General features: G+C 63.8%; 11 protein-coding genes. 2 read left to right on the forward strand and 9 right to left on the reverse strand.

Going from position 1 to position 14,157, the window contains the following annotated elements:
* Nucleotides 1–222: 222 nt before the first annotated feature.
* From cynS to I5E68_RS13450, 9 genes are all read right to left on the reverse strand, one after another.
* Nucleotides 223–666, reverse strand: a complete 444-nt coding sequence (gene cynS / locus I5E68_RS13410; protein WP_197164920.1) for a cyanase — start codon at nucleotides 664–666, stop codon at nucleotides 223–225.
* Nucleotides 663–2,447 (reverse strand): bifunctional protein-serine/threonine kinase/phosphatase, encoded by a 1,785-nt coding sequence (locus I5E68_RS13415; protein WP_197164922.1) that lies wholly within the window; start codon nucleotides 2,445–2,447, stop codon nucleotides 663–665. The genes cynS and I5E68_RS13415 overlap by 4 nt, the downstream gene beginning before the upstream one ends.
* Before the next feature lie 91 nt (nucleotides 2,448–2,538).
* Complete coding sequence (locus I5E68_RS13420; RefSeq protein ID WP_197164924.1) at nucleotides 2,539–3,360, reverse strand: formate/nitrite transporter family protein; 822 nt, start codon at nucleotides 3,358–3,360, stop codon at nucleotides 2,539–2,541.
* Between the two features lie 26 nt (nucleotides 3,361–3,386).
* Nucleotides 3,387–4,625, reverse strand: a complete 1,239-nt coding sequence (locus tag I5E68_RS13425; RefSeq protein WP_197164926.1) for an alginate export family protein — start codon at nucleotides 4,623–4,625, stop codon at nucleotides 3,387–3,389.
* Nucleotides 4,626–4,893: 268 nt separating this feature from the next.
* The gene (locus I5E68_RS13430; protein WP_197164928.1) at nucleotides 4,894–6,600 is read right to left on the reverse strand and encodes an ABC transporter ATP-binding protein; all 1,707 of its coding nucleotides are present in this window, start codon (nucleotides 6,598–6,600) and stop codon (nucleotides 4,894–4,896) included.
* 44 nt (nucleotides 6,601–6,644) lie between these two features.
* Entirely contained in the window at nucleotides 6,645–7,742 is a 1,098-nt protein-coding gene (locus I5E68_RS13435) for an ABC transporter permease (protein ID WP_197164930.1), read from the reverse strand.
* Nucleotides 7,743–7,771: 29 nt separating this feature from the next.
* On the reverse strand, nucleotides 7,772–9,202 hold the full coding sequence (locus I5E68_RS13440) for a CmpA/NrtA family ABC transporter substrate-binding protein (RefSeq protein ID WP_197164931.1): 1,431 nt from the start codon (nucleotides 9,200–9,202) through the stop codon (nucleotides 7,772–7,774).
* 235 nt (nucleotides 9,203–9,437) lie between these two features.
* On the reverse strand, nucleotides 9,438–10,649 hold the full coding sequence (locus tag I5E68_RS13445; RefSeq protein WP_197164932.1) for an ABC transporter substrate-binding protein: 1,212 nt from the start codon (nucleotides 10,647–10,649) through the stop codon (nucleotides 9,438–9,440).
* Between the two features lie 105 nt (nucleotides 10,650–10,754).
* Nucleotides 10,755–11,333, reverse strand: coding sequence for an ANTAR domain-containing response regulator (locus I5E68_RS13450; RefSeq protein WP_197165640.1), 579 nt, complete (start codon nucleotides 11,331–11,333; stop codon nucleotides 10,755–10,757).
* A 306-nt stretch (nucleotides 11,334–11,639) separates the two neighbouring features.
* On the opposite strand from I5E68_RS13450, the gene I5E68_RS13455 reads away from it, so the two are divergent.
* Both I5E68_RS13455 and I5E68_RS13460 read left to right on the forward strand, forming a co-directional pair.
* Entirely contained in the window at nucleotides 11,640–12,575 is a 936-nt protein-coding gene (locus I5E68_RS13455) for a sugar transferase (protein ID WP_228727190.1), read from the forward strand.
* A 297-nt stretch (nucleotides 12,576–12,872) separates the two neighbouring features.
* The gene (locus I5E68_RS13460) at nucleotides 12,873–14,048 is read left to right on the forward strand and encodes a glycosyltransferase (RefSeq protein ID WP_197164934.1); all 1,176 of its coding nucleotides are present in this window, start codon (nucleotides 12,873–12,875) and stop codon (nucleotides 14,046–14,048) included.
* Nucleotides 14,049–14,157: the final 109 nt, after the last annotated feature.

Below are 14,157 nucleotides of genomic sequence, written 5' to 3' on the forward strand. Positions count from 1 at the left end.
AAAACCGCCTCGAGCCTGTCCCTGAAGGGAAAGGCACGGGCGGCTTCGTTGCCACGCGTCTGCAAATCTGAAAGCAAGGCGCTTGAAATCGTCCAGCTGTGGACGGCGCAATCTTGCTATGTCTTGTTTAACTGATTCGGCAGGTTTGCAGCAAGCCTGTTTTTGCGTCCACCTGCCAAAAAAGCATCCCGCCCCGAAAAAAGGCGGGACACCAGAGCGGCATCACCAGGACTTGTAAGGCAGGAATTTGCCGCTCATCACGACCTCGACGCGGTCGCCCTTTTCGTGGGTTATGCGATTGATTTCCATGTCGAAATCGATCGCACTCATGATCCCGTCGCCGAACTTTTCCTGGACCAGTTCCTTGAATGCCTCACCGAAGACTCCCGTGATCTCGTACCAGCGGTAGATGCACGGATCGGTGGGCACGGTCTGGGCAAAAGTCTTGGTCGGATACTCGGCAAGCACGATCGCAGCCTCGGCGGGAAGCCCCAGAAAGTCGACCAGCTTGCCCGCTGGCTCGGGCGAGAGGCTGTTCATGCCAAGGCAGGCGGAGGTCACGAAGACCTCGCCAAGCCCGGTGGCCTCGGCGATCGCGGCCCAGGTAATGCCGCTCTCGCGCTTCTTCGCGCGGATCATCGCGGTGACATCGCTCTTGGTCATCATCGTGCTCTCTCCTTGGTCTTGGCGGTGATGGATGGAACTGGGCCGGGCGCGCGCGGCGCCAGCAGCGAGGCCAGCAGCGCTGCGGCCAGCAGCGCACTGATCGCCTGCCACACCCGCTCGGGCTTGCGGGCGAGCAGCGGACGCGGGCCCACTGCGGCAAGCGAGGGGTTCGGCTTGCCCAGATCGTAGGTGAATTCCGATAGCTCGGCGTAACGCTGCGCGGGGTCGAGCGCGACGGCGCGGGCCACGGCCGCGTCCATCCACTCAGGCACCTGCGGGTTCACCTCGCTTGCGGGGATATAGCGCAGCTTGCGCTGGGCACTGCGCGTGCGCGCCGCGCTCAGCCGCGGGCCGTAGGGAAGGCTTCCGGTGAGCAGGAAATAGGTCAGCGCGCCCAGCGACCACAGGTCCGAGGCGCGGCTGGGCATGTGTCCCAGCCATATCTCGGGCGCGGTGAACTGCATGGTTCCGGCATGGATCGCGTCCGCGGCACGCGGTGCGATTTCCTCGAGGCCCGCGACCAGTGCCGATCCGAAATCGATGATCCGAACGGTACCCTCCCCATCGATCATGACGTTGGCGGGCCGCAAGTCACAATGCAGGATCTCGCGGCGATGCAGCGCGAGCAGCCCGCTCGCCACCTGCTTGACGATCGCGCGCACTGCGGCGAGGTCGGTCTCGCGGCGCACATGAGCCCAGTCCTCGAGCGTCTCGCCTTCCAAGTGATCGAAGAGCGCATAGGCATGGCGGCGCGCCGAGGATGGTGGCGGGGCCTGCAGGACATGCCCGCTGCGCACCCGGCGCGCCACCCATTCCTCGAGCATGAGATGGCGCAGCGCATCCGGATCGCCCGCATTTTCGGTCGAGGGTGCCTTGAGCACCAGTCGCCGCCCGCTCGCCTCCTCGCGTACCAGATAGACGTGGCTGCGATGTCCCGAATGGAGCGTGCGCAGGATCGAGAGGCCCTCGAAGTGCTGCCCGGCACTGAGCAGGGGCGCAGGCGGCAAGGTCACGTCCTCGCCAATTACATCGTCGAGATGGCCATCGGGCAGAGTGTCGATGCGCACGACCTGTGCAGTCAGATTGTCGCGGCTCCCGGCCTGCAGCGCGGCTTCGACGAGCGAGCGCGCGGCCTCCTCGCAGTCCTCGTTGCGCGCCGCGGCCAGCAGCGCGGCAGGCGGCAGGTGATCGTGCACCCCATCGCTGGTCAAGATGAAGACATCACCCGCGCTCACCGGGACCTGCCGGTGATCGATCTCCACCTGCCGCCCGATGCCGAGCGCGCGCGCGAGAAGGCTCTCCCCTCCCCCCAGATCGACCCGGTGCGGTTCGGTCAGGATCCGCGCGCAGGCGTGCGAGACATGCGTCACCCGGCTGTCCCCGGCGTGAAATACGTAGGCTGAGCGCCCCTTGAGCACGAGCGCGCTGAAGGTGCAGACCAGCCCGCGTTCCCGCTCGCCATCCTCGAGGTGCGGATCGCTCTCACCGGTATTGCGCGCGAACAACCAGGAATTGACCGCGCTGATCACGCGCTCGGCGCTGGTGCGCACCGACCAGGCTTCCGGGGTCGCGAGATAGTCGATCAGGAACGAGGAGACCGCCACCTGCGCGGCCTCGCGCCCCCTCGCACTGGTACTGATCCCGTCCGCAAGCGCGAAGGCGGCGCCCTTGAGCGTCAGGGCGACCGGTCCGGGCACGCAGGCGTCCGCGAAATCCTGGTTCTCGTCCTTGAGGCCAGGCAGCGAGCAGACGCCGTGCCTGACGGTCAGTTGAGCGGCCATGGCCCCCTCTTTCGATCGCGTGACGAAGGGCCGGAAATCACGTGGTATGCGAGCACGCGTTCCCGACCCTTCGTCCACTGCCAGGGGACTATCAGGCAGCGATCTTGACGACCCGCTTGGGCGAGGTCTTGCGGTGGGTCGAGTAGAGCATCAGCCCGGTGAAGGTCAGGCCGCCGACCACGTTGCCGAGCACGACCGGGATCTCGTTCCACACGAGGTAGTCGCCGATGGTGAAGTTGCCGCCGAGCATCAGGCCGGTCGGGAACAGGAACATGTTCACGATCGAGTGCTCGAAGACCATGTAGAAGAACAGCATGATCGGCATCCACATCGCGATGACCTTGCCCGAGACCGAAGTGGAGATCTGCGCGCCGACGACGCCGGTCGAGACCATCCAGTTGCACATGACCGCGCGCACGAAGATGGTGAGCCAGCCCGCCGCGCCATAGGCAGCATAGCCGACGGTGCGCTTCTCGCCGATCACCGCCATCTTGGCGCCGACTTCGGCTGGTTCGGTCGAGAAGCCATAGGTCCAGTAGATCGCCATGAGAACGGCGGTGGTCAGCGCGCCGGCGAAGTTGCCGGTGAAGACCAGGCCCCAGTTGCGCGCGACCCCGCCCCAGGTGCAGCCCGGGCGCTTGTCCCAGACCGCCATCGGGCACAGCACGAAGACGCCGGTGAGCAGGTCGTAGCCCAGCAGGTAGAGCATGCAGAAGCCCACCGGGAACAGCACGGCGCCCGCGAGCGGCTGGCCGGTCTGGACGTTGATGGTGACCGCGAAGGCCGCAGCCAGCGCGAGGATGGCGCCGGCCATGTAGGCGCGCACCAGCGTGTCCTTGGTCGACATCATGATCTTGGACTCACCGGCATCGATGAGCTTCGTGACGAATTCGGTCGGCGCAAGATATGCCATGATCGTGTACTCCCCTGTCCGTTAAGTCAGAACTTGAAGCCGAGCTGGACCCAGAACTTCTCGGTATCGGTGCCGAAATCCTTGGCGTTGTAATTCGCGTACTTGAGCAGCACCGCGTAGTTGGCGACGGTGAAGCCCAGCTGAGCATCCCACTCGCTGCCGTAGTCGAAGCCGCCGGTGTCGCTGTCGAACTCGTGGTAGATGACGGCCGCCTTCAGACCCTTGAGAGGGCCTGCATTGCCGAGCGACTTGGACAAGCCGCCGTAGAGGTCCTGAAGTCCGTCGGCAGGTGTGGACAGGAACAGGTCGGCCCAGCCATTGAAGGCATGCGCGGTCGCGAGCGGGGTCTGGAAGGCGGCGATGCCATCGTCGCTGCCCAGTTCCTCGTAACCCGCCTTCACGCCGAAACCGGCGAGCGAGAAACCGAGTTCGCCCTGGATGTAATCGGCCGAGTAGTTGAGCGGGCTCTGGCCGAAGTCGCTCTGCCGGGCATAGGTCGCCGAGGCCTCGAGCTTGAACTTGTCGCCGAGCGGCACCGATCCACTCGCCAGCACGCCATAGGTCTGGCTCGAATAGGCAAGGCGCGTGTCGTAGTCGATCAGGTGTGCGAAGCCCTTGATCTTGAGGCCCTTGAGATCGACCCCGGCCTGGATGAAGGCGAAGTCGCCGTCGAAGTGGCTATTGGGGCTTTCCGAGCCGAAGATCGTGCGCTGCGACATGGCATAAGTCGCATCGATCATCACCGGACCGAACTTGGCCTGGCCACGAACGGCATCGAAGGTCTGCTCGTTCTGGCGCCAGCCGACGTTGCCGACGAAACGCGCGTTGTCGAGAATGATGCGCTGGCGACCGACGGTGAGCGAGCCGGGCTTGCCGCTCCACGAGAGCTGCAGGCGGTTGAGCTCGATGCTCTCGGGATCGGCCACCACCGAATAGGGCTCTGCCCCGAGGTAGCCGTTGTTGCCGGGAATGGTGTCGTTGTAGTCGTCGATGATCGCGAGCGTGCCCTCGGCCTCGGCGAGGACCGCGAAGCCGTGGCTGCGCACTTCGGCACCGGCGCGCATGCGCATCGTCAGGGCATCGGCATCGCGGTCGATCTGGTCCTGATCGACGTGCTCGTAGCGCAGCAGACCGTCGATGATCGGATCGATCGTGAGGTCTTCGCTCACCTTGACCGGATCACCGGCCTTGGCCTGGGCGGGCGCCGAGATGGCGAGAGCCGCGCAGCCGGTAGCGAGAATTGCAATGGCAGAAATGGTCTTCATCGTGACGTACCTCCGATGGCGCCCCACCCCCGAGCGGGCACGCCGATTGCTTCCATGAACTGGATCGAAGGCAGACCTCGTTGCCCGCCGTGGCCGGGCCGCTCCCTGAAGCGGCCTTGCGTTCAGCGCTTCGGACGACAGGCACCCTTGCCTGCCTCCCGCCCCTCATGAGCGCGCGCCGGACCCCGTCTCGTGCGGGGCCTTGAACTGTCCCGGCGACGGCCAGCCGCCGCCGGGTTTCCCTCAGACCGCTCTTGCGGTTCCGGAATCAGGCCGCCTTGCTGGCAGGCCCGTGATCGTATTCGGCAAGGAAGTGCAGCACTTCCTGACGGTACTGGTAGAATTTCGGATCATCGAGCAGCGCCTTGCGGTCGCGCGGGCGCGGCAGGTCGACCTTGAGCACCTTGCCGATGGTTGCGCGCGGACCGTTGGTCATCATTACGACCCGGTCGGCGAGCAGGATCGCCTCGTCGACGTCATGCGTGACCATGATCGCGGTGACCTTGGTGCGGTTCCAAGTCTCGACCAGCACGTCCTGCAGGTCCCAGCGGGTCAGGCTGTCGAGCATGCCGAAGGGCTCGTCGAGCAACAGCAGGCGCGGGCTCAGCGCAAAGGCGCGCGCGATGCCGACACGCTGACGCATGCCGTTCGACATCTCGGCCGCCATCTTGTCCATGGCATCGCCAAGTCCAACACGCTCGAGGTAGTAGTCGACGATGTCCTGCCGCTCGGCCTTGCCCGCATGGGGGTAGACGCGCTCGACACCCAGCGAGACGTTCTGGCGCGCGGTGAGCCAGGGCATCAGGCTGGGTGCCTGGAAGACAACCGCCTTGTCGGGCCCGGCACCGCTGATCTCGCGGTTGTCGAGCACGATGCCGCCCGCGCTGATCTCGTTGAGACCCGCCGCCATCGTCAGCACGGTCGACTTGCCGCAGCCCGAGTGGCCGATGAGCGAGACGAACTCGCCCTTGTTCATGATGAGGTTGAAATCCTCGACCACGGTCAGTGGCCCCTTGGGCGTGGGGTAAACCTTGTGCAGCTTGAAGAATTCGAGGTAGCGGTTCTCGACCGCCGACTGGCCCGCCTCGACATAGGCCTTGGGCAGGCTTTCCCCGGCCTTGTCATCGCCCTTGGCGAAGAGGTCGATCGGCACCACGTCGGGCAACGCGACGCTGCTGTCGCCGACGCTCGATCCCGCTTCGTTGAGCGCGCCGAGGTAGCCCACGATCTCGCGGCGCAGCGCCTGGAAATGTGCGTCGTCGTTGACCGCCTCGCGCTCGCGCGGACGCGGCACGTCGACGGTGAAGACCTGACCGATCCGCGCGGCGGGCGCAGGGGTCAGCACGGCCACGCGGTCGGCCAGCAGCAGCGCCTCGTCAACGTCGTTGGTGACGAGGATGATGGTGCGCTTCTCTTCCTTGCGGATACGCTCGATCTCGTCTTGCAGCTTGGCGCGGGTGAGCGCGTCGAGTGCGGAGAGCGGCTCGTCGAGCAGCAGGATCTCGGGTTCCATGGCAAGCGCACGGGCCACCGAGACGCGCTGGCGCATGCCGCCCGAAAGCTGTGCAGGCTTGCGGTCCATGGCATGGCCTAGACCGACCAGCTCGACCTTCTGGCGGACCAGCGCGGCACGCTCGGCCTTGCTGCGGTCCTTGTGGACGGCATCGACGGCAAGCGCGACGTTCTTCTCGACCGTCAGCCACGGGAACAGCGAGTAGGACTGGAAGACGAGCCCCCGGTCCTTGCCCGGACCGTCGATCGGCGCGCCGCGCAGGCGGATCTCGCCCGCGTCGGGCTCGACCAGACCTGCGACGGTGGAGATGAGCGTCGTCTTGCCCGCGCCGGAAAAGCCCAGGATCGCGATGAACTCGCCCTCCTCGACATCGAGGTCGATGCCGTCGAGGACATTGGTCACCGCGCCCGACTGGCCGGTATAGGACTTGGTCACACCCTTGAGCGAGAGGATCGTCGCCATGGCATCGGTTCCTTGTATCGGTGTGGGATCGTGTCGGTCTGGGATCAGACGGCGTGGTTGCGGCTGACGAGGTTCTGCAGCGTCATCATCAGGCGATCGAGCAGGAAGCCGATAAGGCCGATAACGATGACCGCGAACATGATGCGGGCGAGCGACTGGCTCGAGCCGTTCTGGAACTCGTCCCACACGAACTTGCCCAGCCCCGGGTTCTGCGCGAGCATTTCCGCCGCGATCAGCACCATCCAGCCCACGCCCAGCGAGAGGCGCATGCCAGTGAAGATGTAGGGCAGCGAGGAAGGCAGCACGAGCTTGGTCAGCTTCTGGAAAGTGCCGAGCTTGAGCACGCGCCCGACGTTCAGGAGGTCCTTGTCGATCGAGGCGGTGCCGACGGCGGTGTTGATGAGCGTGGGCCACAAGGAGCACAGCGTCACCACGATGGCCGAGATCACGAAGCTCTTGGCGAGCATCGGGTCGGCGCTGGTGATCGTGGCGGACACGACCATGGTCACGATCGGCAGCCAGGCGAGCGGGCTGACCGGCTTCATGATCTGGATCAGCGGGTTGATCGCGGCGTTGAACAGCGGCGAGAGACCCGCGGCAAGCCCGATCGGCACCGCGACGACGGTGGCGAGCACGAAGCCAAGCGCAACCGTCTCGAGCGAGGTCACGACCTGATCGAGGAAGGTCGGCGGCCCGGCGTAGTCGAAGGCCATGGCCTGCGTGCCGGCGGCGATGCGTGCATCCTGCGCTGCGTAGAATTCGGCCTTGGCCTCGTTAGAGGCCTGCCACTCACCGAACAGCGCCACGCCCTGCTCTGCGACCTCGACCGGTCCGGGCAATGCGCCGAGCGAAGTGTCGACAGTCGGGGCAAGTGCCGCCCACAGGCCGAGGAAGGCGAGAATACCGAGGACAGGTGCGAGGAGCGACTTGCCCAGCTTACCCAGCTTGTCGGCCCAAGGGCTTGGCACGGCTGGTGCCGGAGCGCTCTTCGTCTCGCTTGCCGTGGCAAGTTCCTGAGCCAGCGAAGTAGCGGCAGGCTCGAGTTCGGTCGCGCGCGCGGCGCCCTGATCGTAAGTCACGCCATTCTCCGTCTGTTTCGGGGCCGGGGCAACCGGCCGGTGATCGGCAAAGACAGTAGCCATCGGTATTCTCCTGTAGAATTAGCCGTTTGTCACTTCCCGGTGACGCCCGAGGCAGTCACCTTCTGGCCCTGCTTGAGGCCGATCTTGAACTTGGCGAGGTAAGCATTGGGCTGCTTGCCGTCGTAGGTAATTCCATCAATGAAGCCGTCCTGCTCACCGCGGAAACCGTCGGTCTCGGGGATCGCGGCGGCGGGGATCACGCCCTTGTCGGCGAGTTGCTTGGCCGCCGAGAGATAGAGGTCGGGACGATAGACCGCCTTGGCCTGGTCGAAGTACCACTGATCGGGATGATCGGCCGGGATCTGGCCCCAGCGGCGCATCTGGGTGAGGTACCAGATGGCATCCGAGTAGTAGGGATAACCGGCGAATTTATCGAAGAAGATGTTGAAGCCCGGCGCATCGCGGGTGTCGCCCGGCTCGAAGGTGAACTTGCCAGTCATCGAGGCGGCGATCACGGCCTCGTCGGCGCCGACGTAGTTGGGCTGGCTGAGGATCTTCACCGCCTCGGCGCGGTTCTTGCCGCCGTCGGCGTCGAGCCACTGCTGCGCCTTGATGATCGCGCGCAGCATCGCAGCGGTGGTCCCCGGGTACTTCTCGGCAAAGTCCTTGCGGATCGAGAAGACCTTCTCGGGATTGTCGTGCCAGATCTCGTCGTCGGTCACGATCGGCACGCCGATCTTCTTCTGCACGGCAGCCTGGTTCCAGGGCTCGCCCACGCAGTATCCCTCGATGGTGCCGGCCTCGAGCGTTGCAGGCATCTGCGGCGGCGGGGTAACCGAGAGCTGGACGTCGGCCGAGGTCGTGCCCTTGATGTCGCCCGGTGTGTAGTATCCCGGGTTCAGGCCGCCCGCCGCGAGCCAGTAGCGCAGCTCGTAGTTGTGGGTCGAGACCGGGAAGACCATGCCCATGTTGAAGGGCTTGCCCTGCTGCGCGAAGCTCTTGACCACAGGCTGGAGCACCGAGGCCGAGATCGGGTGGACCGGCTTGCCGTCGGCGCTGCGCTTGAGGTCGCCCTTCACCATGTCCCAGACCTTGTTCGAGACGGTGATGGCATTGCCGTTGAGATCGAGGCTGAGCGGCGCGATCAGCTCGGCCTTGGTGCCGTAGCCGATGGTCGCGGCGATGGGCTGGCCGGCGAGCATGTGCGCTCCGTCGAGCTGGCCGCCGATCACGCCGTCGAGAAGGACCTTCCAGTTGGCCTGCGGCTCGAGCGTGACGTTGAGGCCTTCCTCGGCAAAGAAGCCCTTCTCCTTGGCGATGGCGAGCGGGGCCATGTCGGTGAGCTTGATGAAGCCGAGCTTGAGCACGGGCTTCTCAACCGCACCGCCGGCCTTGGCAGCCTCGATCGCCTCTTGCGAGGGTGCCTTGTCACCGCCCCCGCAACCAGCGAGTGCGACGCTGGCAAGAAGCGCACCAAGTGCAGCGCGACGCGAAAAGACGAAACCCCGTTCAGTACCCATCGAAACTCTTCCCCGCTTAGAAACGACAACCCCAGAAACCAAACGCAAAAAACCGCCTCGACGCAGATCCGGGATGGATCACGACGGGCGGCTGCTTTGCCACGAATTTTCGAAGATCAGTCCGCTTGCCAGAACCCCTCGTCCTTGAGGGCCAATCGAACCGTTCGCCTATTTGTGTAAGCGATTCGCACCTTTTGCGGCAAGCGATTTTTAAACGAATTCGGAAATCACGGGTTCACGACAGCTTGGCGAGGTACCCCTCGATGTCTTGCGGGTCGAACTCGAGGCCATCGAAAAACCTGTTTGGTTCCAGCGTCATACGCCCCTGTTGCGTACCGACTACGGTGGGCACGTCGAGGCTCCCCTCGACCTTGGAACTGGCCCCCGGAAGCGGTTCCTTCGTACCGCTCAGCGCGGCGCGATAGATGTCGGGACGGAACACGCGCCCCGCCCGCAGCGCCTCTTGCGGGTCGTAAACAGAGCCGTCCCAGCGCACCATCTGCGAGTAGAGCCACTGCGCCTGGCTGACCCAGGGGAAATTGGCCGCCTCGCGATACTGGAACATGAAATCGGGGAAGTGGACGAGGTCCCCGCCCTGCGCCAGAAGCAGCTGGTCCGAGATCGCCCGCCTGATCAATTCTGCCGATCCATCAAGATATTGCGGCCTGGCAAGGATGGCGGAATTGAGCTCCCAGTTCACCGGATCGACGAAATGCGCAGCGGCCCGGCACAGCGCGCGGATGAGACGCATCACGCTCTCGCGCTTCTCCTCCATCACCGGCTCGCGCATGGCGAGCACCTTCTCGACGCCGCGCCGCCAAATCTGTGCTGTCGACAGCACGATCTCACCCGCGCCCTGCTCCACCGCGACCGAGTTCCACGGCTCGCCGACGCAAATCCCGTCGACGTCGCCGCGCTGGAGTGCCTCGGCGCAGTAGGGCGGGGGAACGGTCGCGATATCGACATCCTCGTCGGGACGAATTCCGCAGGCCGCGAGCCAGTAGCGCAGCATATAATTATGGCTGGAATAGCGATGAACGACGCCGAAGGTCAGGCGCTTGCCGCTGCTGGCGAACCTCTCCTGCACGATTTCGCGAAGCGCCGCGCCCACCTCGGCGGGATCGCCGATACTGCCCGGGCTCGCCACCGAGCGCGCCAGTTCCGGACTGAGGGTTATGGCATTGCCGTTGAGCCCCAGTACGAACGGCGCGGAGAGCGGCTGCGCGGGGCGTCCTTTGCCCAGCGTCGCCGCGATCGCCAGCGGCGCGACCATGTGCGCAGCATCGCTGTGCCCGTAGAGCAGGCGATCGAGCACCGTCGCCCAGCTCAGGTCCTTGATGAAGGAAAGCGAGAGCCCCTCGCTCTCGGCAAAGCCATGTTCCTGCGCGAGGATCGGCAGGCATGCATCTACCAGCGGCAGAAACCCGATTGTCAGTTCGGCAGTCACTTCACGAAATCCCTCCGAGGCTCGAGGCCCCTTGTTCTCTTGCTCACGCCTTTACCGGCGCCCCAGCGGCCTGCATTGCAGGCCAGTCCCGATAACCGCGCCCCGTCACGCGGCACCGAGCAGCTCGTTCGCGGTCACGATCGCCTCGGCCACTTCGATGATCCGCTTGCCCTGGTTCATCGCGGCCCGGCGCAGTTCCGCATAGGCCTTGGGCTCGGGCAGCCCCTTGCTCTGCATCAATATCCGCTTTGCCTTGTCGATCGTCTCGCGCTCGACGAGCTTGCCCTTGGCCTCGGCAAGATCGCGCTGGAGCCGCGAGAAGGCATTGAAGCGGGTGATCGCAAGATCAAGTATGGGACGTATTCGTCCCGGCGCGAGCCCGTCGACGACATAGGACGACACCCCTGCCTCGACTGACGCGATGATCGCATCGTCGTCCGATTCGTCGACGAACATCGCAATCGGACGGGCCAGAGCGCGGCTCACGGCAAAATACTCCTCGAGCACGTCGCGCGAGGGGTTGCCGAGGTCCATGAGCACGATGTCCGGATCAATCTGCGCCATGCGCGCAAGCAGCCCGCGCCGCTCGGTCACCACGAAGAGCTCGCAGTCGTCGAGCGCGGCAAGCCCTTCCTGGATGATCGAGGCCCTAGCCGCGCTCTCGTCGACAATGGCTATTCGCATCATGCTCTTGTGCAGCGCACACAGCCCCCTTGGCAAGTGGGTTCACAAGGCGACGGGCAGGCGGCCTGTGAAAAATGCCGCACGAGCACATCGAGCGATGAAACCCATAATACTTTCCAGTTATTACACCACAAAATTCACAAAGATCACAACAACCAGAACATATACATAAGTATCCATGCATATTGCCATATCTTTTGCATTGCACAACTTTAGGCACCGCTGCGATCTAGATCCGAGAACCACCTCTCTTCGACATCGCAAAGACAAAGCGCCATCGAATCGAATTCCAACGTTCATGGAGTCATGGCCATGCTGGAAGCACGCACTGCACAAGATGTACGCAAGCGAGCGCTTGACCGTATCCCGCCACCGCCCCGGGCAAGCGACAGCCGCGACTACTGCCAACCTGCAAAGTCCGGACAAGAACCAGCCGACGACGCCGCCATTCCACTGGGACGCGCGCGCGCCTTCGATCATAGTGAAGAATTGATCACCACCGGGCGAGACCGTCCGGTGCACCGCACCGATCTCGTTTTTCCTGAAATTGGCCATGCATCCGCATCCCCCCTGCCCCCCACAACGAGCGACACCGAAGGCGAAGCGCTGGTAGAAAAACGCTCCGTCGCTTCGGGCGGCATCGGTATTCGCGCTTTCGACATCTGCGTCTCGACCCTGGCACTGGCAGCGTTCCTTCCGGTGCTCCTGCTGGTCGCCCTGACGATCTGGCTGAGCAGCCCGGGGCCGGTGCTTTTCGTGCAGCAGCGGATGGGCCGTGGGGGCAAGGCCTTTCCCTGCCTCAAGTTTCGCTCCATGGCGATCAATGCCCAGGAGTTGCTCGAGCAATTGCTTGCAACCGACCCGCAGGCCCGCGCCGAATGGGCTCGCGACCAGAAGTTGCGCAAGGATCCGCGCATCACGCCGGTCGGCGGCCTCCTGCGCAAGACCAGCCTCGACGAACTGCCTCAGCTACTCAACGTCCTGCTTGGGCACATGAGCATCGTCGGACCGCGCCCCATCATTGCCGGGGAAATCGAACGCTACGGAGCGCGCTATGAAGACTACTGCTCTGTCCGTCCCGGCATTACCGGGTTGTGGCAGATCAGCGGCCGCAACGACGTTTCCTATGACACTCGGATACGCCTCGATTCGCTTTACGCGCGGCGCAAGTCGCTTGGCTACGACATGACGATCTGTCTGCGCACGATCCCTGCCGTACTGGGCTCGAACGGCAGCTACTGACGCTTCGCCATACGGCGCACGTCACGACACCAGCGCCACCCGTTGCCCGGCCACCACGTCCTGCGGCTCCCGATCTGCGAGCTCGTGTGGCAGCGCTCTGCACATCCGTGTCGACGCGGTCTGCAAGACCTGCCTTCGTAAACGGCGCGCGTGACCACTGTTCATTCTGGCCGCATCTGCGAAGCGCCTAGGGACAACTGCGAATGACGCATTCGGGGCATTTTCGAAATACTGGCCCGGACCGAATAATCCACGCCTTTGGAATATCCACGTCCTTGAAAGCAGGGGGCAGTCACGATGAATCTCTTGATGGCAATGGGCCTGCTCCTCGTGAGCTTGTTTCTTCATCCCTACGTGACTTATCCGCTGACGCTACGGTTCCTCGAACGGCGCAACAATGCGCGGTCCTGCACGATCCAGTCCGCTCCCGCATCGGGCTCAGGGCGCACTCAGCACGAAACGAAGCCGCTACGGCTCAGCCTGATGTTCTGCGCCTACAACGAAGAGTCCTCGCTTCCGACGAAGATCGCGAACTTGCGGGCGATCAAGCAGGTTGATCCGGATATCGAGATATTGGCCTACTGCGACCTGTCGAGCGATGCCACCCTGCAGCTCCTGCATGAGGCTCGCGACATTCTGATCCTCATCGCCGCCAGCGAGCGTACCGGGAAGGCGATAGGGATGCGGCAACTGGTGGCGAAGGCCAGCGGCGACATTTGCATATTCACCGATGCCAACGTCATCCTTGCTCCCGAGACTATCCCCAATATACGCAAGTATTTTGCCGATGTGTCTATCGGCGGACTGGCTGGCTCGCTCCATTACATCAACGAAAACGCCAGCCCGACCGCTCTCGCCGGCGGCCTCTACTGGCGACTTGAAGAAGCGATCAAACGCAGCGAATCCGCTCTGGGGTCGAGCATGGGCGCCGACGGTTCGATCTTCGCGACCCGTCGTGCACTCTACCCCGCGGTGCCCGGCCATCTGCTTGACGACATGATCGTATCCATGGCGGTTCCACTTGCCGGGCAGCGGCTCGTATTCGCACCCGACGTCGTCGCCTACGAACGCAACACCACACTTCGCGCCGATGAATACCACCGCAAGCGCCGCATCGCCTGCCGAGCTTTCAATACGCATTGCTACCTCTGGCCCGATATCACCCGCAGCTTCTCGAAACTGGAGCTGTACAAATACGTCTCACACAAGATCCTGCGCTGGTTCGGATTTCCTCTGCTCGCTGCGGGCCTGGCCTGCCTCGGCGCGGGCCTGGCGCTAGAAGGATACTGGTCCGTACTGACTTGCCTGGCGCTGGCTCTCATCGCCGGACTGTTGCTCGGCATCCTGCGGGCAAAACCGTTCAATCTCTTCCTCGAAATCCTGATCGCAATCTTCGCGACGTTTCGCGGTCTGCTCGATGCGCTCCTCGGCAAGACGTACCAAACATGGACCCCGGCTAACTCACGAAACTAAGCGTCACCAGAAAACACCGGACCGGACCAATTTGTCCGAATCATAAGTCCAAAACAGACCGTATAGAACTTTACCCTGAAGTCACTTCGGTGTTCCCTGACATTACGAA

This window comes from Novosphingobium aureum, assembly GCF_015865035.1.
Lineage (GTDB): Bacteria > Pseudomonadota > Alphaproteobacteria > Sphingomonadales > Sphingomonadaceae > Novosphingobium > Novosphingobium aureum.